Origin of the sequence: Planococcus wigleyi (genome assembly GCF_014836985.1) — a bacterium.
Taxonomy (GTDB): domain Bacteria; phylum Bacillota; class Bacilli; order Bacillales_A; family Planococcaceae; genus Planococcus; species Planococcus notacanthi.
Genome location: NZ_JACSPU010000003.1, coordinates 95,308 through 115,856, shown reverse-complemented (window position 1 = coordinate 115,856; position 20,549 = coordinate 95,308). Strand labels below are relative to the sequence as shown.

General features: G+C 44.9%; 25 protein-coding genes and 1 other annotated feature. Of the genes, 9 read left to right on the top strand and 16 right to left on the bottom strand.

Translation table 11 applies throughout. From position 1 onward, the window contains the following. Position 1: 1 nt before the first annotated feature. From allD to H9630_RS09195, 5 genes are all read right to left on the bottom strand, one after another. Positions 2 to 1,015, bottom strand: coding sequence for an ureidoglycolate dehydrogenase (gene allD / locus H9630_RS09215; protein WP_191715227.1), 1,014 nt, complete (start codon positions 1,013 to 1,015; stop codon positions 2 to 4). A 10-nt stretch (positions 1,016 to 1,025) separates the two neighbouring features. Then, complete coding sequence (locus H9630_RS09210; RefSeq protein WP_191715226.1) at positions 1,026 to 1,982, bottom strand: sugar kinase; 957 nt, start codon at positions 1,980 to 1,982, stop codon at positions 1,026 to 1,028. A gap of 18 nt (positions 1,983 to 2,000) precedes the next feature. Continuing rightward, positions 2,001 to 3,005 carry a LacI family DNA-binding transcriptional regulator gene (locus H9630_RS09205; RefSeq protein WP_191715225.1) on the bottom strand — a complete coding sequence of 335 codons (1,005 nt, stop codon included), beginning with the start codon at positions 3,003 to 3,005 and terminating at the stop codon, positions 2,001 to 2,003. 283 nt (positions 3,006 to 3,288) lie between these two features. Continuing rightward, positions 3,289 to 3,657, bottom strand: coding sequence for a nuclear transport factor 2 family protein (locus tag H9630_RS09200; RefSeq protein WP_191715224.1), 369 nt, complete (start codon positions 3,655 to 3,657; stop codon positions 3,289 to 3,291). An 86-nt stretch (positions 3,658 to 3,743) separates the two neighbouring features. Then, on the bottom strand, positions 3,744 to 4,043 hold the full coding sequence (locus H9630_RS09195; protein ID WP_191715223.1) for a hypothetical protein: 300 nt from the start codon (positions 4,041 to 4,043) through the stop codon (positions 3,744 to 3,746). A gap of 156 nt (positions 4,044 to 4,199) precedes the next feature. Here H9630_RS09195 and H9630_RS09190 point away from each other — a divergent pair, with 156 nt between their 5' ends. Continuing rightward, positions 4,200 to 4,919 carry a YwaF family protein gene (locus H9630_RS09190; RefSeq protein ID WP_191715222.1) on the top strand — a complete coding sequence of 240 codons (720 nt, stop codon included), beginning with the start codon at positions 4,200 to 4,202 and terminating at the stop codon, positions 4,917 to 4,919. A 5-nt stretch (positions 4,920 to 4,924) separates the two neighbouring features. Here H9630_RS09190 and H9630_RS09185 read toward each other — a convergent pair whose 3' ends face one another. Further along, a complete protein-coding gene (locus H9630_RS09185; protein ID WP_191715221.1) occupies positions 4,925 to 5,833 on the bottom strand; it encodes an NAD(P)/FAD-dependent oxidoreductase in 909 nt (302 codons plus the stop codon). Positions 5,834 to 6,127: 294 nt separating this feature from the next. After that, entirely contained in the window at positions 6,128 to 7,237 is a 1,110-nt protein-coding gene (gene hisC, locus H9630_RS09180; RefSeq protein ID WP_191715220.1) for a histidinol-phosphate transaminase, read from the bottom strand. A gap of 322 nt (positions 7,238 to 7,559) precedes the next feature. Between hisC and H9630_RS09175 the strand changes: the two genes are divergently transcribed. Beyond that, the gene (locus tag H9630_RS09175) at positions 7,560 to 8,279 is read left to right on the top strand and encodes a SurA N-terminal domain-containing protein (RefSeq protein ID WP_191715219.1); all 720 of its coding nucleotides are present in this window, start codon (positions 7,560 to 7,562) and stop codon (positions 8,277 to 8,279) included. A gap of 41 nt (positions 8,280 to 8,320) precedes the next feature. Here H9630_RS09175 and H9630_RS09170 read toward each other — a convergent pair whose 3' ends face one another. Further along, entirely contained in the window at positions 8,321 to 8,602 is a 282-nt protein-coding gene (locus H9630_RS09170; RefSeq protein ID WP_191715218.1) for a DUF6509 family protein, read from the bottom strand. A 130-nt stretch (positions 8,603 to 8,732) separates the two neighbouring features. Here H9630_RS09170 and H9630_RS09165 point away from each other — a divergent pair, with 130 nt between their 5' ends. Continuing rightward, positions 8,733 to 9,380, top strand: coding sequence for an SDR family oxidoreductase (locus H9630_RS09165; RefSeq protein ID WP_191715217.1), 648 nt, complete (start codon positions 8,733 to 8,735; stop codon positions 9,378 to 9,380). A 94-nt stretch (positions 9,381 to 9,474) separates the two neighbouring features. Further along, positions 9,475 to 9,855: a nucleotide excision repair endonuclease gene (locus H9630_RS09160; protein WP_191715216.1), complete on the top strand. Its 381-nt coding sequence runs from the start codon at positions 9,475 to 9,477 to the stop codon at positions 9,853 to 9,855. A 45-nt stretch (positions 9,856 to 9,900) separates the two neighbouring features. On the opposite strand, the gene H9630_RS09155 is transcribed toward H9630_RS09160, so the two are convergent. Next, positions 9,901 to 10,332 (bottom strand): GNAT family N-acetyltransferase, encoded by a 432-nt coding sequence (locus H9630_RS09155; protein ID WP_191715215.1) that lies wholly within the window; start codon positions 10,330 to 10,332, stop codon positions 9,901 to 9,903. A gap of 130 nt (positions 10,333 to 10,462) precedes the next feature. On the opposite strand from H9630_RS09155, the gene H9630_RS09150 reads away from it, so the two are divergent. Then, positions 10,463 to 11,317, top strand: a complete 855-nt coding sequence (locus H9630_RS09150; protein WP_191715214.1) for a dimethylarginine dimethylaminohydrolase family protein — start codon at positions 10,463 to 10,465, stop codon at positions 11,315 to 11,317. A gap of 60 nt (positions 11,318 to 11,377) precedes the next feature. On the opposite strand, the gene H9630_RS09145 is transcribed toward H9630_RS09150, so the two are convergent. Together H9630_RS09145 and trpE are read right to left on the bottom strand one after the other, a co-directional pair. Further along, a complete protein-coding gene (locus tag H9630_RS09145) occupies positions 11,378 to 11,971 on the bottom strand; it encodes an anthranilate synthase component II (RefSeq protein ID WP_191715213.1) in 594 nt (197 codons plus the stop codon). Beyond that, complete coding sequence (trpE, locus tag H9630_RS09140) at positions 11,968 to 13,317, bottom strand: anthranilate synthase component I (protein ID WP_191715212.1); 1,350 nt, start codon at positions 13,315 to 13,317, stop codon at positions 11,968 to 11,970. The genes H9630_RS09145 and trpE overlap by 4 nt, the downstream gene beginning before the upstream one ends. Positions 13,318 to 13,446: 129 nt before the next feature. Beyond that, positions 13,447 to 13,658 (bottom strand) — a binding site (T-box leader). A 215-nt stretch (positions 13,659 to 13,873) separates the two neighbouring features. Between trpE and H9630_RS09135 the strand changes: the two genes are divergently transcribed. The 3 genes from H9630_RS09135 to H9630_RS09125 all read left to right on the top strand — a co-directional run bounded on the left by H9630_RS09135 (position 13,874) and on the right by H9630_RS09125 (position 17,167). Next, positions 13,874 to 15,133, top strand: coding sequence for an ABC transporter substrate-binding protein (locus tag H9630_RS09135; RefSeq protein ID WP_191715211.1), 1,260 nt, complete (start codon positions 13,874 to 13,876; stop codon positions 15,131 to 15,133). 4 nt (positions 15,134 to 15,137) lie between these two features. Next, positions 15,138 to 16,013 carry a carbohydrate ABC transporter permease gene (locus tag H9630_RS09130; protein WP_191715210.1) on the top strand — a complete coding sequence of 292 codons (876 nt, stop codon included), beginning with the start codon at positions 15,138 to 15,140 and terminating at the stop codon, positions 16,011 to 16,013. Between the two features lie 344 nt (positions 16,014 to 16,357). Further along, positions 16,358 to 17,167, top strand: coding sequence for a carbohydrate ABC transporter permease (locus tag H9630_RS09125; protein ID WP_191715209.1), 810 nt, complete (start codon positions 16,358 to 16,360; stop codon positions 17,165 to 17,167). Between the two features lie 46 nt (positions 17,168 to 17,213). Here the strand turns inward: H9630_RS09125 and H9630_RS09120 are convergent, their stop codons facing one another. From H9630_RS09120 to H9630_RS09100, 5 genes are all read right to left on the bottom strand, one after another. Continuing rightward, positions 17,214 to 17,642 (bottom strand): hypothetical protein, encoded by a 429-nt coding sequence (locus tag H9630_RS09120; protein ID WP_191715208.1) that lies wholly within the window; start codon positions 17,640 to 17,642, stop codon positions 17,214 to 17,216. A 7-nt stretch (positions 17,643 to 17,649) separates the two neighbouring features. Further along, on the bottom strand, positions 17,650 to 17,997 hold the full coding sequence (locus H9630_RS09115) for an ASCH domain-containing protein (protein WP_191715207.1): 348 nt from the start codon (positions 17,995 to 17,997) through the stop codon (positions 17,650 to 17,652). 104 nt (positions 17,998 to 18,101) lie between these two features. After that, the gene (locus tag H9630_RS09110; RefSeq protein ID WP_191715206.1) at positions 18,102 to 18,725 is read right to left on the bottom strand and encodes a cell wall hydrolase; all 624 of its coding nucleotides are present in this window, start codon (positions 18,723 to 18,725) and stop codon (positions 18,102 to 18,104) included. A 237-nt stretch (positions 18,726 to 18,962) separates the two neighbouring features. Next, complete coding sequence (locus tag H9630_RS09105; RefSeq protein ID WP_191715205.1) at positions 18,963 to 19,499, bottom strand: dihydrofolate reductase family protein; 537 nt, start codon at positions 19,497 to 19,499, stop codon at positions 18,963 to 18,965. A gap of 80 nt (positions 19,500 to 19,579) precedes the next feature. Then, positions 19,580 to 19,864, bottom strand: coding sequence for a hypothetical protein (locus tag H9630_RS09100; RefSeq protein ID WP_191715204.1), 285 nt, complete (start codon positions 19,862 to 19,864; stop codon positions 19,580 to 19,582). 158 nt (positions 19,865 to 20,022) lie between these two features. On the opposite strand from H9630_RS09100, the gene H9630_RS09095 reads away from it, so the two are divergent. After that, positions 20,023 to 20,523 carry a metallophosphoesterase family protein gene (locus H9630_RS09095; protein ID WP_191715203.1) on the top strand — a complete coding sequence of 167 codons (501 nt, stop codon included), beginning with the start codon at positions 20,023 to 20,025 and terminating at the stop codon, positions 20,521 to 20,523. Positions 20,524 to 20,549 lie beyond the last annotated feature (26 nt).

Genomic DNA, 20,549 nt, shown 5'->3' with positions numbered 1-20,549 from the left:
TTTATTGGTTTTTCAAATACTCATAAGTAGTTGCCGCAATCTGAACTCCCTGTTTCCGATTACGCTCTTCGTTTTCCTGTTCAATTTCTCCCGGAACCAGGACACGGCTGAAACCTTCAGCAGCCGGAACTTCTCGAATCTCTTGGATCATTTTATCCATCTGCTCCAAAAAGATTTCGGAATCTGTAAAGAAAGAAGGATTGATTGCACAGAAATAGTGGCCCAATTTCCGTTTCTTTTCCAACTCCTCATACATCGGATTAATATGAGGGCCAAATGCCATGCCTGCCAGCAGACCAGAAAAAATATCTACAATCATCGATAAACCAGAGCCTTTCGGACCCCCGAATGGCATCAAAGAAACCACTTCAGCAGGATCGGTCACCGTTGCTCCATTTTTATCCACTCCCCAGCCTTCCGGAATAGCCTTGCCTTCCTCTTTGTGCTGAAGAATCTTCCCTAAAGCAACATTTGATGTGGCCATATCCAAAATGAATGGTTTCTCAGTTTTGGCGGGAACACCGTATGCAATTGGGTTCGTTCCGAGGAAAGATTCTCTTCCTCCGAATGGGACGACAATTTTATCGGTATGCGTCATTGCGATGCCAATCAGCTGCTGTTCAGTCGCCTCTTGAACAAAATAGCTGAGCGCTCCGCAATGGCTGCTGTTCATGGCTGTCACCATGCCCACTCCGTTTTCTTTCGCCATCTCGATGGCATGGTCCATGGCGATATCTGCCACAACATGCCCAAAACCATCGTCTCCATTAACCACACCCGTCACTGGACCAGTCTTGTTGAATGAAATATCGGGTGTTGGATTAATTCCGCCGGCCTTGAGCCGTTTCATGTAATGTTCTGTTCGCAATGCCCCATGCGAATTCACGCCACGCAAATCCGCGTGGATAAGAATGGCAGCAATTTTGGCAGCTTGTTCTTCACTGACGCCTGCACTTACAAGTTTTTCTCCGATTAACTGTTGGACTTCTGTAAAAGCCACCGTTACAGTTGCCATGGACTTCCTCCTATCGTTCTACGGATTTTATATTGCCGATTAAGTTTTCGACTTCCTCCAAATACGGCAAGCCTTCATTATCTCCAGTGACTGTAGTGACGAGAGCTCCAACTCCATTGGCAAAGCGCAATAAGGATTCTTCGTCGAACTGATTCAGCGTTCCGTATATATAACCTGCATCAAAGCCATCTCCTGCTCCTACCGTATCGACAGGTGTTACAGAAAATCCAGGTGCTTTAATCCATCGCCCTTCTCTGTAGAGCATCGATCCTTTATCTCCGTCTTTAATGACAAAATCCCGGATCTTAAAGCGCTCTGCATACCCGACTAACTCTTCTAGCGTTTCTTTCCCCGAAATCATCTGGATTTCATCCAGTCCTGTCAGCAGGATATCCACGTCCGAGAAAATGGTTTCGTAAGCTTCACGCGCTTTCTCGATGGTCCATAGTTTCAAACGGATATTGGGATCAAAAGAAACGAGGATATCTTTTCGTTTCGCGATAGCCAGAATTTTTTGGGCTATTGCCATATTCTGTTCTCTGAGAGCTAAGTAAACCCCCGTTAAATGAACTACGTGGATGCCTTCGAATAATTCTTCCGTGATGTCTTCTTCTGAAAGAAACGAAATGGGAGAAGGGTCTCTGTAATAAAATGTTTTCCCCGATCCATCAGCATGAATTTCTTTAAAGTTCACTGATGTCGGTATGCCTTCTACAAAATCCACTGACGAAACATCAACGCCTTCGCCGCGAGCAAAATTATAAATCACCCGGCCGAATTCATCTTTGCCTAACCTGCTGATCCACTTGCTGTTGAGACCTAATCGTGCACAGCCAATGGCAAAGTTCATTTCAGCACCGCCAACCTTGCGTTCAAACTGTGTTACGTATTTCATCGGCCCTGTGCTAGAAGGATTCATGGTAATCATGGCATCCCCAATTGTTAATACGCCAAATTGTTTAGACAAACTCTCACCTCCCTTAATTTATACAGATTCTCTTTCAACCAAAATTGGAAGATAACGCCGCTCTTCATATTCTTCTTTAAAATCTTTGCTGCCAATCAATTCGAGAAGGGTGTGTGCAGCATCTTGCCCAATTTCAAAAGTCGGCTGCCTGATAACAGAAATCGGCGGCGTTGCAATTGCCAGAAACGGTGAATCATCGATAGCAATCACACCGATATCCGCTGGAATAGACAGTCCATTTTTCTTGATGAATTTCAGCAATTCAATCAAAGCCAAATCGTTAGTCGCAAAAAATGCTTCAGGCCGATTAGCGGAATCCCACAAATGCTGGAGCCGATTGCCGATTTCCTGTTTATCTTGTGCGATAATCCAGTCTTCTTCAATTTCGAGTCCGTACTCTGCCATCGCTTTTTTGTACCCGTTGATGCGTTCAATCCGCGGTGTTACATGTTGTGTGATGGAAGTGGAAACCAAACCTACTTTCTTCTTCCCTTTTTTGACCAATTGGTCTACAGCGATTCTTGAAGCGCTTTCATTATCGAGCAACAAGGTCGGAAAAATCGCTTCGTTGATCATTCTGTCGACGAAGACAATGGGGAACTCTGCATTTTTTAATTGCTTGTAATAATCGTAATTGCCGTTGGTCGGAAAAATAATCAAGCCGTCCACTTGCTTTGCCACCAGCATGTCGATATAAGCCCGTTCCTTTTCCGGCTGATCGTCGGCATTACAGACGAAAAGGTGAAATCCATTCCTTTCGCATTCGTCTTCAATGGCGCGAATAATTTCAGTTGAGAACGTGTGCAGAATGTTTGCTACGATCACTCCGATAGTTCCGGTTTTTTTCTGTTTCAAACTTTTCGCTACCTGATTTGGAATATAACCTAAGTCTTTGATAGCGGCTTCAACTCGTAGTTTTGTCGACGCCCCCATAAACTCAAAACGATTATTTATATACTGGGAAACAGTGCTTTTAGACACTCCCGCTTTTAAAGCTACGTCTTGCATTGTTATTTTTTTCATTGTATCTCCTCGCACTAAACCGGTTTAGTAAGTGGTTTGAGGAAAGTATAATTCAATTTTTTTGAAAAATCAATGGTTTTTCAGAAAATTTTATTTAATAGTCCGAAAACTTAAAAATCAATTCCGTTGGCTGCCGCCAAATTTTAAGCAGACAGATCATTTCCGACAGCTTGTAAATCAGCATTCCTTATCTGCCAATTAGCTCCCATGCCCTTTCCTTCGCCATTTTTTTAGCAAGAATTTTATATTAAAAAAAGGACGGGGAAATTCCCCGTCCTTTCCATTAGTTAATTTTATCTTCTTCATTCAACTGGCATTGCCCCAATGCATCATCAAGGGTGTCGTATCTGCCCAGACGATGCACTTTACCGTTTTTGATTTCCATGAACGTGTAAATTGTAACGTGGCCATTCTGGTTTTCCCAGGTCGCTCTCTGAACGGAGATTACTTCGTTTCCTTTGGCATAATGCCCTTGAGTTTCCAGCTTGATGCCGGACTCCGTGATCCATTGCCGCAAAATGTCATGCCCTTCTGCGATGCCTCTTGGGCCAATCAATTCGATATGGGGATCTGAGACGTCCAGTACGCCATTAATGTCTCTTTGATTTACTTTATCCGTCCACTGATCCGCAATGTTAATCGTGTCCTCCATTTTCTTTTCTCCCTTCCTCTAGAACTAGCCATACTTTTGTTCAGCATTCTGAGGTTGAAAAAGAAGACAGGAAAAACCTGTCTTCTTTAGTAATTCTCGTTTTTCAGTTTTTTAAACGTCTTCACGAATTTATCCGGGTCTGTATAGACTTTATAAGTCAGGACCCCCCGATGCGTATGCAGATACAGTAAGTTGGTCTCAGCAGAAAATGATTTATAGGAAATGTCCCATACATTCGAAACTTGAAATTTCGTCGCAGAAGTCACCAGTATATCTTCGTACAAATGGATATTGCATTCAGTTTCGATGATTTTCATTTCGCCAGCCTCAATAGAGCGCTCCGTGTCGATGTAAGTGATGGACGACAATAAATTTGTTTGGTCCAAGCCGGCATTCCTCCTACAGATCCTTTTCTTGAAGTTTATCGTATAGAGAGGGTTTTAAGCAAAACATACGGTTATTTGTCCTTAAGAAAATGGACCAGGTGGCCAGCAGCATGCTAAACTAATCGCAAAATAACTTCTCTATCCAGGAGGGCTATTATGGAAACTTGGTTTGGCGTGACATCCGTCTATTCTTTTGTTCCATTTTCTTTGAGCCACCTACTGGCATTAGCGATTGCTGTTATCGGGATAATCGCACTTGTTTCTGCCAGAGCTTTGTTAAGAGAAAAAAAGCGGCTGTTTCAATCACTGCGGTGGGTATTGCTGGTTCTTCTTTTTGCATCTGAATTCTCTTACCATTATTGGGCAATCACCAATGGCGTCTGGAGTTTCAGCGGACAAATGCCTTTGCATTTGTGCGGGATCGCTTCCATCACAGCCATGATCGGTTTGTTGACCATGCGGCCTTTATGGATACAGCTCTCATTTTATCTTGGCATCCTTCCAGCCTTTTTAGCATTGATCACCCCTGAACTGCCTTATGACTATCAACATTTCCGCTTCTGGAAGTTCTTTGTCCACCATACCGCTATTCCTTGGGCTTGCCTGTTTCTGGCATTATCCAATCCCACTGCCATTCACTTACGCTCCGTCTTTTCCGTCTATGCACTGCTTCTTGTTTATGCAGCATTTATCGGGTTTTATATCAACCCTTTAACCGACTCCAACTACCTTTACTTGATGCAGCGCCCAACAACTGCGTCACCATTGGATTTCTTTGGGAACGGCCTATGGTATTACATGAACTTGTGCCTGACTGCACTGGCTCTTTTTATTCTCCAGTACTTAGCATTCCAAAAGTTCATAAAGATCTCTTAAACTTGTTACTCTGTGTCGAAGTATTCGTTCACTAAATCCCCATTCACGCCAATAGCAGCTGCACTTCCTTCGCCCGCTGCAATCACCAGCTGGGAAGGAACGATTAAAGAGGCGTCTCCAGCTGCGTAAACGTTCCAGACATTTGTACGCCCATAGCCATCCGTTAAGATGCCGCCATGTTCACTTAGCTTGCAGCCCAGCTCCTTTGCAAATGGAGTAGCATGGCTCCATAAAGGCGTGACAAATCCCCCCACTCGATCAATCAATGTACCGTCTTCAAGCCTGACGCTGCGTAACTGTCCATTATCGCCTTCCAGTCCATCAATGATGTCTTCCACTACTTTTATTCCTTTCCGAAGCAATTTTTGCTTGTCTTCTTCTTCCAATCGCCCTTCTCCATTTGTAAAGACGATCAGGTCCCGGCTCCAGGTATAAATTTTTTTAGCCAATTCGAATACTTGCTTGTCCGCAATCACGGCAAGCGGCTGATCGCGCAGTTCCCATCCATCGCAGTACGGGCAGCTGAATAAACTGGTGCCATAAAATTTCTCTATATCCGGTATATTCGGCTGCTCTTCTTTCAAACCGGCTGCAATGATAATCTTGATGCTGTGATATATATCTCCATTCTCTGTAACCAATTCATAATGGGTTTCGGTTATTCGATGAACGCTCACTATGCGCTGCTCTTTGATTTCAACGCAATCGTATTTGGCAATGTCTTCTCGGCCAAGGCGCTTGAATTCTTCCGGCTCAATTCCATCCCGTGTAATAAAACCGTGCGACTCCCGAGTCACCAGATTGCGTCCGTTGTCATCATCAAAAAGCAAAGTCTTTCTTCTGGATCTCCCTAGTACCAATGCTGCATTCAGCCCCGCAGGACCCCCTCCTATTATTGCGCAATCATAAAGCATAGCATCCATCCCTTACTGTCATTTTCTCCAAAAATTCCCGTTTTTCCTCTTCCTTAAACACGCGTTTCCATCATTTAGAGTTTGCCCACAAACAGGGGCTGTCCCAAAAGACCCGGCTGATGTCCATTGCGGCGGACGCGTTCCGCGGGCACGGCTTCTGCCGCTGGAGTCGCCGCCTCCATTCTCATCAGCCAACTGCTCTGAGAAAACGTATTCCCCCATCAAAAAAACAGCCGGAGAGAAAGCCTTTCTCTCCGGCTGTTTTATTTTAGAGACTTATGGGACAGCCCCTTTTTAAGCTTGTTTAGCGACTAAGCTTGTTAAGGTATCGATAAAGAATTGGTTTTCTTCCTGCGTTCCAACAGAAACCCTTACGTAATCAGGCAGTCCCCAAATTTTTCCGTGGCGGACAATAACACCTTTCGCCATCAGCTCTTTGTAGAGTTTTTCACCGTTTTCACCGATTTGCACCAATACAAAGTTGGCCATGCTTTCGATATACGGCAATCCTAATTCATTGAAGGCTTTGTACAATTGTTCACGGCCAGCTTTATTGGCATTCTGTGAAGTGGTTACATGTTCCGTGTCTTCGATGGCAGCAGTTGCTGCAATTTGAGCCAATGTGTTGACGTTAAACGGCTCTTTCACTTTTAAAATCGACTGGATGATGGATTCGGAAGCAATCCCAAATCCGACACGCACTCCGGCAATGCCATAAATTTTCGAGAAAGTTTGCAGGGTCAGCACCGGGTAGCCCGCATTTATGTATTCGATGCCGTTCGTGTAATCTACAGCATCTGCAAAATGGCTGTAAGCCGCATCAATGACCACTAATACATCATCAATCGCTTCCACCAATTTATCCAGATCTGCTTTGGACATATACGTGCCTGTCGGGTTATTCGGTGTGCAAACATAGATGATTTTGGTCTTATCCGTCACAGCTGCAATCATTGCATCCACATCGAACTCGAAGCCTTTCGAAAATTCCACCGGCACCACGGTTGCACCCATAATGTGTGCCCCAAAATCGTATTCGCTGAAAGATGGCGAAGGAACGATTACTTCATCGCCTGCTTCAAGAAATGCTTCCGAAATCAAGGTGATCAATTCGTCTGCTCCATTTGTCGGGATGACTTGCTGAGGATTTACTTGGAACTCCTTGGCAATAGCCTTTTTCAAATCGCTGGCATCCGCATCAGGATAGCGATTCAATTCCGCCAATCCCTGTTGGATGGCAGCTACTGCTTTTGGAGAAGGGCCGAGCGGATTTTCATTGGAAGCCAATTTAATGACACGATCCAATCCTAATTCTTTCTGAACTTCCCAAATAGGCTTTCCAGGCGAGTACGGCTGGATTTTGTCTAAAGTTTTACGTGCTTTAATAGTAGTTGATTTGGTCATTAGGGATTCCTCCAAAAGATGTAAGTTATGCATCATTATTTATATATTCCCATAATTATACCACCATCCACTTTCATATCAACCGAACAAACTATCCAGATGTCCAAATCTGGCCACTTTTCGGTTCACTTTAAAGTAGCTAGCGGGTTTTAAGTACATGATTTTTCATTGCAGCTATTATAACGCATCGCTGGGATGGCAGCTGCTCTTCTCCATTATACAGAATTGCGGAATTATTTAAACACCGCTAACTAACTATTTGTGCCATATAATGAAATATGGTTTACTGATACACAGAATACGTTGAAAAAGGAGACTTAACATGCTCAAGAAAATGAAATTCGCATTCGCTCCCGTTCTTTTATTGCTGATATTGGGCGCCTGTTCTGATAAAGAAGAAACTGCACCGGAAGAAAACAAAAATCCGGAAACGGCTGATGAGGCTCCAGGAGAATCTCCCATAGAATATCCAGCTAAAGAAGAAGTTGTGGTTGTTGTCGACGGAGAAGAAATCCTGGGAAAAGTCTATAACAGTGTGGCGCGCCAGCTGGAAACTTCATTGGCAACCCAAGGGCACGGGACATCGGGCGAAACAGCCGAGCTTGTAAAAGAGCAGGCACTGGCTGTATTGGTGGGCAATAAAGTGATCTTGCAGGATGCTGCAGAAAAAGGGTATAAAGCTGATGAAAAAGTAGTTGAAGAACGCTTGGAAGACCTTAAAGGCCAGTTTGAATCGGAAGAAGCGATGGGTGATGCTTTGAAGCAAACAGGATTCACATTGGACGATATGGAAGGCCAGCTTCGCGAACAATTACTGTATGAACAATATATTGCAAAAGAAGTAGAAGCAGCTGAAGTTACTGACGAGGAGGTAAGAGAAGCTTATGACGGCTTTGTCGAGACCTCTGAACAAGAAGCTCCTGCTTTTAAAGAAATGGAAGCGACAATCCGCCAGTCCCTGAAAGAGCAAAAAACTCAGGAAGCGGTATTCAGCCGCATTGAAGAATTGAAAGAAACTGCTGAAGTTGAAGTTAAAATCTAATCAAAAACATCCCACTCAAAATTGAGTGGGATGTTTTTTCGTCATGCCAGTTTTTCTGAACAATAAGCGAGGATTTCTTCCTCTTCCTCGTCTTCAAGTCCGAACTCCAATGCACTTCTTGTCTGTTTATCGATAAAATTATAATGTGCTATGCGGGCTCCGGTTTCTTCTGCAGCAATAATGACGCGCAGTTCCAAACCGCCTTCCGTATATAGTTCATCATCTTCATCCACTTCAACATTCAACGAAAATTCGTAGCGGTCACCCACCATAATTCCTGTAGGATCATTAATTTTGTGAAATACGTAATCTGTAATTTGCATTGTAACACCTCCGTTCTTCTATTCTAGCTTGTCTGGTCCCTTTTGGACAGTTCAATGACGAAAAAACGTTTAATGTACTCCAATAAGGGAACTTTAAAAGAGTTGAGACAATTAAAGGAGTGGATATCGAATGAACGTACTAGTAATCGGAGCAAACGGTCAAGTCGGCCGCAACATTGTCAAAGAATTAGCCGAGTCAAACCACGAAGCGACTGCTATGGTCCGTAAAGAAGAACAAATAGATAAATTGAAGGAACTTGGTGCGTCCAAGGTAGTGCTGGGAGATTTGGAAAAAGACTTCAGCGATGCCTTCGAAGGCGTAGATGCTGTCATTTTCGCGGCAGGATCCGGCCCATCAACAGGAGCTGACAAAACCTTGACCATCGATTTATGGGGTTCCGTCAAAGCAGCTCAATATGCACAGGACAAAGGCGTCAAACGTTTTGTCCAGTTGGGGTCCATGGGTTCGAACGATCCTGACGCCGGCGGTGAAGCGATGAAACCATATCTTGTCGCAAAACGCACAGCGGATGAGCTTCTGCAGACAACCAACTTGGATTATACGATCGTCCGTCCCGGAGCGCTGTCAGATGAAGAAAAGTCCGAGAAGATCGAAGTGTCTCTTGAAGGCTTTTCTTCTATGGAAGGAAGATCGATTCCACGAGCAGATGTCGCCCATGTATTGGTCGATGTCCTAGATCGCCGCAACACCTACAACAAAGTATTTGAAGTGCTGCAAGGCGATCAGTCTGCAAGCGACCAATTAAACACTATTTAAAGAAAGACCAGAATGGCAGATAAAAAAGAGCGGATGGATTTCCGCTCTTTTTTGTGTTAAAATAGGCAATACGATAATAGAGGACGTGATAAGCATGATTAATATCCAACCACCAAAAGCTGATGTGACGATTACACAGCGCAAACAGGAAATTACAGGAGACGAAGCCGTCATCAAACCGCTATACGGCTTTATCGATCTGCACGAGATTCCACGTGATAAAGGCGGCATCATCCAATTTTTCAATCATAGCGGAGAATTGTTGTTTGTCGGAAAAGCCCGCAAACTTCGCCAACGCGTGAAAAAACATTTTGAAGATTCGGTATCACCATTGAAAAATCACCGTGAAGAAGTATACCGCATCACCATTTCGATCGTTGAAGATCCAATGGAACGCGATATCTACGAAACGTATTTGATCAACACTGAAAAAGCCAAATACAATGTAGACAAAGTATTTTATCAAGAACAATAAGGAAAACGGAGGCCCTTGGGCTTCCGTTTTTTTCTTTGCATACTGTTAGGCAGTTGGTTCCACCAGCCATTTTTCGAAAAAATAGTGGCTATGGCCTTCGGGGAAATCGTTGACTGCCCCAAATTCCGTGAAGCCCTGTTTTCTATAAAACTCCGGAGCTTGAAAGCTCAATGTATCAACAATCATCAAGCGATGCCCTTTGCTTCGCGCATAATCCTCCGCTTTAGCCATCAGCTGTGCGGCGATTCGCTGCCCTCTTACTTCCGGGTCCACCCAAAGGAAATCGATATGCAGATGGCGCCAAAAGCCGGTAGCCGTCAATCCACCAATGATTTCTTCTGACTCATCGCGAACGATAAAGCTTATTTGTTCGAATGGAGAAGTTTTTTCCTTTGGCAGACTTGCATTATTGTGTTCAATGACTTTTTTTCGGATAAAGTCACGATCTTCGGCCACTTCTTGTTGAATGATTTTCATCACTTGATCCCCTTCCTCTCCTCACCACTTTTATTTTCTCACGATTTTGCCTAACGCTAAAGCAAAAATGTTTTGATTTTCCAGTAAACAGGAATACAGATTAACAACTATGTTTTTTGGAGGAGCCAATATGTCATCATCTATAATCGAAAATTCATCTGCACAATGCCAAAGTGAATACGATCCGCTCCGGCACGTCCTGCTTTGTCCGCCGCGCTATATGGAAATAAAAGATGTCATCAATGATGTCCAAAAACGTTACAAGGACGAAAACATCAACGTGGATAAAGCACTCCATCAGCATAATGCATTTATTCAGGCATTAAAGGATCAAGGCATTCACACGGATTTGATCGAGCCTTCCGAAAAGTATCCTGAACAGGTATTTACACGGGATATCGGATTCACTTTGGGCTCTGCCGTCTTTATCAGTGAAATGGCTTCTGAAATCCGCCAAGGAGAAGAACAGGAACTCCAGAAATGGATGGAAGCACATGAAATCAGCTTCAAGCAATTGGCGGGCCACCGCATTGAAGGCGGCGATGTCATCATCGACCGGGATACTGTGTTTGTGGGCGTCAGCAGCCGGACTTCCAAAAAAGCCATCCGCGACCTGCAGCTAGAGTTGCCGGACTTCGAAGTCATTCCTATTTCTTTCAACGAGAAGTACCTGCACCTTGATTGCGTATTCAATGTTTTGTCGCCGACAGAAGCTCTAATTTTCCCGGAGGCACTCGATATGGCTACGGTCCAGATGCTCGCTGAACGTTATACGTTGATTCGGGTCAACGAACAAGAGCAATTTGCGCTTGGCACCAATGTATTGTCCATCGGTGACCGCAAAGTCTTCAGCCAACCACAGAACCACCAGGTCAACAAACAATTGACGGCACGTGGATTTCATGTGATTGAAGTTGATTTTTCTGAGATCATCAAATCAGGCGGTGCGTTCCGCTGCTGCACAATGCCATTGATCCGCTTATAAATGTGACTCATGAAGACATAACAGAACCCCCAAGCTGCAGCGCTTGGGGGTTTTTGTATGCTATAGGTTACTGGTTGCTTTTTGGCGTACCTGCGCAACAAATTCCTTCATCAATTCCACACCATCCGGGGTGCCGATGGACTCGGGATGGAATTGGATCCCAAATACCGGGTAATCCCGATGCTTGACGGCCATGATTGTGTCGTCATCAAGTGCGCGTGATTGGACCTCCAGGCAACCTGCCAAACTTTCCTTTTCCAATACAAGCGAATGATAGCGCATGACCGGCAAGGGCAACGGCATGGATCTGAACAATCCCTGCTGGTTGTGTGAAACTTGTGAGACTTTGCCATGGCGGATAAAAGGCGCCTGAACAACCTTTCCGCCAAACGCCGCTCCAATCAGCTGCTGGCCCAAACAGATACCCAAAATTGGAAGTGACCGATGCAACTGCTGAATCAATTCGATTGATTCCGGCAATTCCAGCGGATGGCCCGGCCCCGGCGATAAGATGATGGCTTCCGGATTTTTTGCTTTGATTTCATCAAGTGTCAAAACACCATAGCGCACTACTTCGACTTCCACTCCCATGGCAGCCACAGCTTGATAAATATTATAAGTAAATGAATCGTAGTGATCGATGAGGAGAATCATCCGAACACCTCCGTCAGTGAACGTGCTTTATGGAGCGTTTCCTCGTATTCAGCCTGCGGATCCGAATCAAAGACGATGCCCGCTCCTGCTTGGACATGGACCATGTCATCCTTGACCACGAACGTGCGGATCGCCAATGCGACATCTAAATTTCCGTTAAAGCCAAAGTAGCCGATTGCTCCTCCATAGACCCCTCTGCGCTCTTCCTCGAATTCCTGAATCAATTGCATCGCACGCACTTTGGGAGCTCCTGAGACTGTCCCAGCCGGCAAACAGGACACCAAGGCATCGAGTGGATGCATTTTTCTGTCAAGTTCCCCTGTCACTTCTGAAACCAGGTGCATAACATGCTGGTATTTCTCGATGACCATGTACTTCGGCACTTCCACAGATCCAATTTGCGCGACCCGGCCCACATCGTTGCGGCTGAGGTCCACCAGCATTTTATGTTCGGCCTGTTCTTTCTCATCACCAGCCAGTTCTTCGGCTAAGCGGTCATCTTCAACTGCCGTTTTTCCGCGCTTGCGGGTGCCGGCAATCGGGTTGGTCACCATATGGCTGCCACGGATCGTCAATAGGCTCTCAGGCGAAGCGCCGACGACCGCGTAACCGTCAAACTCAATGAAGAATTGATAGGGAGATGGATTTTGCTTACGCAATGTACGGTACAGCGTAAAGGCATCGCCTTTATAGCTCGCTGACAATCGCTGTGACAAGACCAGCTGAAAAACATCGCCTTTGCGGATATGGTCTTTTGCCCGTTTCACTTGTTCTCGGAACTGGGCGTCTGTGGTTCCGGAATTGAATTGCAGGGATTGCTGGTCGGTTGATGCCGATTGTTCCGGCACCGACAATTGCTGTTCAATTTCATCCAGCTTGTCTTCAAACGATAAAATGGTCACATCGTTTTTTACATGATCGAATACCACAATGGTTTCATAGACCTGCAAGTGGATATCCGGCATTTGCAGGCTGTCTTCTTTCGGCGCCTGGATCGGTTCGTATACCTGAATGGCATCATAGCCAATATAGCCGAGAGCACCACCGGTAAATGGCAGCCCCTCCACTTCCGCTTCATAGCGGGGCATGAGTCCTTTGATCAGCTCAAGTGGCTTTCCTTGGTGCATGGTTTCGGCACCTGTGTGAAAATCGATTTCCCTCAAAGTTTGGCCGTGGCCAATATAGCCGGTTGAAGGATCTGCTCCAATAAAGGAATAACGTCCTGTAACACTGGTCTTCAATGAACTTTCCAGCAGGCATTTGCGTTCTCCTGCCAAACGGTTAAACACCGCAATCGGCGTCAAAGAATCTCCATTGATCTTTCTCTTCTTCATCTTTTTACTCATCTCGGCTCGTCTCCTTTTCTGAAAAGCGCAGGCAATCTTATGGACTGCGAGATTGCCCTGCTTCCACTTTTAATGCGTTTACCTTAATTGAAAACAAAAAAGCCCTCTGCAGGAACAGGATTGTTCCTTGCAGAGGACGGATTGACCGCGGTACCACCTCATGTTAAAGCTGACACAGCTTTCACTTGAACCCCGATAACGTGGGGAAGACGGATTCTTCTACTGCTTGTTCAAAGAATCACTCATAAGCCCATTCACTCAGATACCCCGCCAGTTTCCACCTGCCACTGGCTCTCTTTGAGAGGTTGATCTGCGCTACTTTTCTTATTCATCGATTTAGCTCTGCTATACTCTGCTCAACTGGAATTCGGCGGAGTCGCTCCCGACGCCTTCAACCGCAATCCGTACAAAAAAGGTTGTGCCTATCTTATGCAATCCAGCCGGTTTTGTCAACTAAAAACAGCCCTTAATTAGATAATTCTGTATTTACAGGATAGATTGGGGTATAAATGAAGTAAGCATTTCAACTTTCACAATAGAGGGAGGAGAACGGACGATGAAAAAGTATGCATTGTTGTCATCAGGAGTTTTATCTTTAAGTTTGTTGCTTGCAGGATGTGCAGGTGAAAGCACCAGCGATACCAGCAATGAAAGTGGCGAAGACAGCACCCAGATCAGCTTTATCCATTGGAGAGGCGAAGATAAAGCAGTATTGGATGATATCATTGCCCAGTTCGAAGACGAAAACCCTAATATTACTGTAGAGATGACGATTTATCCATCCGAGCAATATCAGGCTACGGGACAGCGCCTATTACAGGACGGCTCAACAGGTGACGTCTTCACCTCTTTCCCTGGCGCTCAATTTGAAGCTATTGCCAGTGCAGGGTTATTCGAAGATTTAAGCGATGAGGAGTTCGTCTCCAATTTCGATGAAGAACTGATCAGCGTTGGACAAAAAGACGGCACCCAATTCGCCCTTCCTTATCAGCTGGTTTTCAATATGCCGGTTTACAATAAAGGCATGTTTGAAGAGCTTGGCTTGGAAGTGCCGAAAAGCTGGACTGAATTCCAGGAAATGGCCGACACTCTTTTGGAAAACGACATCACACCTATCGCGTTTCCCGGAGCAGATATTGGCCCCAACCAATTTATGAACAGCATGATGATGAATAATGCACCGGATGAAGATATTTTTGAAAAGCTTCAAAACGGTGAAGAATCCCTGACCAACGAATGGTGGGTCAAGACTTTAGAAGATTTCCAGCTGCTTGAGCAAAAAGGCTATATTCAAGCGGACGCACTTGGTACCAGCCAGGATTCGGCGATGGCCATGGTCGCCAATGAAGAAGCCGCTATGCTCGCTACAGGTTCTTATCACATGTCGGCCTTGCTTGGGTTGAACCCGGACCTTCAGCTCGACTTGATGGCGCCAATCACTGTGGAAGAAAGCGAAGCCGTGTATGAAGGCATCAATACAGCAACTTTCATGTTGGCAGTCAACAGCAAATCGGAGAAAAAAGAACAGGCAAAAGAGTTTATCAATTTTTTAAGCCAGCCTGAAATTGCTTCCCAATATGCCAATGAAACCGGCCAGCATCTGACAGTCAACGATGTTGAATACGAATCTGAAGTATTGAAAAACACTGCATATTGGATTGATGAACGAAAAACCCGATTCCAGCCGCGCTTCTTGATCACCAATGCCCAAATCGAAGCGGCTGTCCTCAGCTCGATCGAAAATGTTCTGGGTGGAGCAGACCCGATGACGGCTGCTGAAGAAGCACAACAGCTCGTAGACGAAAACAGGGAATAACGGGATGAAAATTTCTAAATCCATCTACTTATTCTTTCTGCCCGGGCTTTTCCTATATGCAGTTTTCTTTGTTTATCCGACAGTCAGCGCCTTGTTCTATTCGTTTACGGATTGGGATGGCCTAAGCTCGAGCTTCCAATTTGTCGGAATCGACAATTACGAGCGCGCCTTTACAGGAGATACCATTTTCCGGAAAACCATCGGAAACAACCTGAAATTCATGCTCGTGGTTGTTGTCTTCCAGACGCTCGTTGCACTGGCATTCGCCTTGATTGTCCTAAAAAATAACAAGACTACGGTTTTCTTGCGTGCCCTGTATTTCTTTCCGACCATCCTGTCGTCCGTTTCAGTAGCCTTTATCTGGTCGTTCATCTACGACCCCTCCCTTGGCATCCTGAATCAGACGCTGGAGCTCGTCGGCCTTGATTTCCTAGCACAAAACTGGCTCGGCAACTCAAATATCGCCATCTATTCCTTGGCAGTTACGCAAATTTGGTTCCACGCCGGGCAAATGCTCATCATTTTCGTGGCAGGATTGCAGGCGATTCCGGACGAACTTTACGAAGTGGCAAAAATCGAAGGCGCCACCAAATGGCAGACTTTCCGCAAAGTCACTTGGCCGTTGCTGGCTCCTTCTGCAACGATTGTTGTGGCCTACACCACCATCCAATCGTTCAAAGCATTCGACCTGGTTTTTGCGATGACCGGAGGCGGCCCTAATAATTCAACTGAAATTGTGGCTACTTACATTTTCGATATCGCCTTCAGAAGTTACCAATTCGGCTACGCTAGTGCGATCTCGGTCATCTTCATGATCATCATCGCCATCATTACGTTCCTGCAATTTAAAGCATTGCGTTCTGATAGGATTTCTTACTAGAAAAGCGAAGGCAGCCGTCAGTAGAAGCTAACCTAAGAACGCGACTTCCTGTCGCAACGGTTAGCTGACCCGCATCCTGGGGGCCTCCGACAAGCGCTGGAAGTCTTACCGGTAATGGCGTTCTTTGCCATTGCTGGTAAGACTGAAGCGACTCGAGGGGCTGGCTGCCGGAGTCTGGACATAGAAAAGCGGAAGCGCCCGTGTAGCTCTGACGGACATAAGACAGACCAGCGAAATGGCATGTTTTCAGCCGCACAAACAGAGTGGCTTATGGCCCGAGAAACTTTTTCTAAATTCTGCGTAAATGTTTTATCTTCTAAGCTTTAAGAAAGGAGGACAACAGCTTGTTCTTCCGTAGATTTTCTTTACTCATCTATGCGCTGCTGATTCTGGTTCCTTTGCTGATCGTCGTTTTGACTTCTTTGAAGACGATTCAGGAAACTTTTAGAAATCCACTTGGGTTGCCCGAGTCCGGCCTTCAGTTTGAGAATTATGCAGCGATTTTCCAGGAACAGACGATGGCCGGCTATTTTATGAACAGCACAATCGTCACCTTGTTTTCGGTGTCTTTGACGCTGTTCTTTGCTTCGATGATTGCCTATGGCATCACCCGCCTCAATAATTGGCTCGGCAATTTTTTGTTCATTTTGTTCACACTCGGCATGATGGTACCGGCACAAGTGAGTATGATTCCGCTCTATTCGCTGATGCTTGATCTCAGCCTGACCAATAGTTTGCTGGGGCTCATTCTCGTCAATATCGCTACCACGTTGCCGATTGCAGTCTTTATTCTGACTGGATTCATGAAGACCTTGCCAAGGGAATTATTTGAAGCTTCTACCATAGACGGTGCCGGCAACTGGAAAATCTACACCAAAGTGGCGATTCCGTTGTCGCTGCCTTCCTTATCAGCTACAGCCATTTTCCTGTTTGTGATGCACTGGAACGACTTGCTCTATCCGTTGCTGTTCATCACCGATAACGCCTACAAGACCCTGCCGCTTGCTTTGCTGGAGTTCCAGGGCGAATACTCAACCAACTACCCGATGCTCTTTACAGGCGTCATTATCGCTTCAGCACCGATGGTCATCGCTTATGTCTTCTTGCAGCGTTATTTCGTTGCCGGTATGACGGCAGGCGCTGTCAAAGGCTGACAAAAAGGACGACACTGCTCTTAAATGAGCGGGGTCGTCCTTTTCGTTACCAAAACATCGGCTTGCCGACCATGAACCAGAGCATTAATAATAACAATAAAATATAAATCCACAACGAGCGGTTTAATTTTTTAACCAGCAACGTGTGATCTGCACCTCCGCCGAATTGGCGAAGAATCGGTGTAAAGGCACGGGCTAGGAAAAAGATCGATGCGACCATAACCGCCAGCGTGCACACAATCCATGAAGTCGACCACTGCCACGGCCCTTGCCAAATCAGCAGGATGCCTGTAGCAACGAGCACGTGTCCGGCATGTTTTACAAGCCGTGTAGCTGACTTAAACGTAATGATATGCGCGTCTAATACGTTGCCGCTTGCCGCCTCCATTCGTTTCACTAAAGGAAGCAAAACAAAAAATGGGCCGATCGACAAAACGGCACTTAAAATATGGGCATAGAGAACGAATGTGTACATGGGATACTTACTCTTCTACCAAATGGAACTCATGAACCCAAACTGTCATCTCCGGAAGCCAGGGCATTCCGGGATGGAAAGACAAGATGGATTGCTTGTATTCTTCGACCGTCGCATAGCCTTCCCGGATGATCATTTCATCTGTCAATTCGCCAAGCGTTTGCTGATATACGTCATCCACCATAATCTTTTTATCATTCAATACCGTAGTCTCACCGATATCGGCATAACGGCCATTTCGGCGAGTAGCAGACTTCGTACCTGACAAGACTTTTTCTACATCCCGTTTGTTCGTTACCAGCTTTTCGATCGTGCAGGTTTTTGGCGGCAATTGCTGTGCATTTTCTTTTGTCATTCTTCTTCCACCTCTCAATGTTCCTTTTCTAAGTATAACGCTTTTTTTCTTTTATACTTACACCATAAAAAAATCGCCCTGTTTTTTCAGGGCGATGCTGGAAATTATTTTGCAAAAACATGTTTTCCGATTTTGGTGATGGTTGTACGCGAGAAAATCCACGTGTCCGTAACACCGCTCGGATTGTAATAATAAGTGGCTCCAAGTGAAGGATCCCAGCCCTTAACAGCCGCTTTTACTGCCTGGTAAGCTGTCGAGTTCGGTTTTAATCCATACTGTCCGTCGTTTACGGCAGTGAATGCATTACGCTGAAAAATCACATTGTATGTACTGTTGGGAAATAACGAAGAATCGATGCGGTTCAATATAACAGCCGCTACCGCAACTTGTCCTGTGTAATTTTCACCGCGCGCTTCTCCGTGTACAACACGCGCCATCATATCAACATCTGAAAGTTTCGCCCGTGTTAATGATCCAGTAAATCCTGTAGCCGGAACATTGAAATCACGCTGAAACTGAATAACTGCATTTTTAGTTATCGATCCATAATAACCTGTTGGAGTTGTCTGGAAGTAGCCTAACTTTTTCAAGGTGGACTGGAGTTCTGTTACGTCCTGTCCGGAAACTCCTTCATGCAGGTCTGGAGAATGTGCTTCTGCCGAGGTTTGAGAAAAACCTAAGAATAAAATCGTGAATAAGGCGAATATTGCTACTTTTAACTTCTTCATGCTTTCTCTCCCTTCTATTCCAAGAATCAACAAATGATTCCTTTTAATAGTATATAATTGGAATAGTAAGAATTCAATCCCTCGTAACTACTTGTTATTTAGTGAAAGAATAGCCAAAAGTAGTAGTTTATTGTTGTTTGATAAAAAAAGAGGCATTATCTTTTCTAAATATTAGGTATTTACACATAAAAAAATGAAACTAAAAAAGGCTGCTCGCTGCAGCCCTTTCAACCATGCTCATGCTCTTTCATAATGCAATTGGGCAAACTGGCCATACATTTTTACTTCTTTTAATAGTAAACGGAGTTCAAAATCGAATGTTTGAAACAAAGGAATACCTTTTCCAATCAATACAGGAGCAATTGAAATAATCCATTCGTCAATCAAATCCTCTTTTATGAATTCATGGAGCAGCTTGCTGCCTCCAATTACCCATATATCTTTTCCAGGTTTTTTTCTAAGGTCCTCCAAAAAGCTTGGGATCTCTTGGTTTGTAAATATCACGTTTGAATTTTCTTGAGGAGTTGATGAAGTAAAGACATAGCTGGTTAATTCCTGATAAGGATAGTTGCCGTTTTCAGCTTCCATTACCCAATCATAAGTTCGGCGCCCCATAATGACCGTATCGATGTTTTCCATGAACTCAGCGTATCCAGCATCTCCGCCACCCTCCACTTCCGATTTAAACAGCCACTCGAGAGAATCATCTTCTGTCGCGATATAGCCATCAAGGCTTTCAGCGATGTAACAAACGACTTTCCTTTTGTTCTCCATACCCCTCTTCCTCCTTAAGTTTTAGATTTTATAAAGCTCTATCAAAAAATGGCCCCAGCACTTGCATTGGGGCCACACGGTTATTTACTTTCCAATTCTGCCAGCTCTTTATGCGTTTGAGGAAATCCATTCGCCTGCCATTCAGAGCGAAAGGCAGAATCCAATTGGGTCAATCCGATTTCTGCATCATCCGTGTCGGCATTGACGCTTTCTTCAGTGTCTACCGTTGCACTGTTTCTCATATCGTTATCTTCGTAAACCCAGATCTTTTTAGATTTGTTCTTTTTGTAGACAGTCATTAAAAGAAAACTACTGGCCATAGCTGCTCCAGTATAAAAAAACTTTTTTGTCGTACTTTTTTTCATGGTTATCCCTCCGTTTGTCTTCAGCATTTCGAATTCGGCTTATTGTATTCACTTCCCTATTTACTGAAATTTTAACCCTGGCTGGCTATCGGTTGGGTTTCGACGCGGGAGAGTTTATTTGGTAAAGTGAAAGAAAGAAATAGACTGGAGGCGTTCAGATGAAGAAAATCGTTATTGTGTCAGATACACATGTTCCATTCCGCGCCAAGAAGTTGCCGCAAAAACTGGTGGATGCTTGTCAGGAAGCTGACTTTATTATCCATGCAGGCGATTGGCAAACGATGGATGTTTATCACGAGCTGGCAGCCTATGCAGACATCGATGGCGTCACCGGCAATGTCGATCCATGGGATATTCTCGACAAGTTCGGCCGCAAAAAGATTTTCACTTTCGGCGATTTAAAAATCGGCGTCGTTCATGGCGACAGTGACCGCAAACCTACAGAGAAGCAGGCATTCGATACCTTCGCTAATGATGACGTCGATATCATCGTTTTCGGGCATTCGCATACACCGATCATGCGTGAAGTTGAAGGCATTACTTTGTTCAACCCAGGTTCTCCAACCGATAAGCGCAGACAAGAACAATATTCCTTTGGCTTGCTCGAAATCGGCGATTCCTGGGAATTGAAACATGTATTTTTTGACAAAGAAAGTTAACTTGCGCAACTTATCTCCAAAAAATC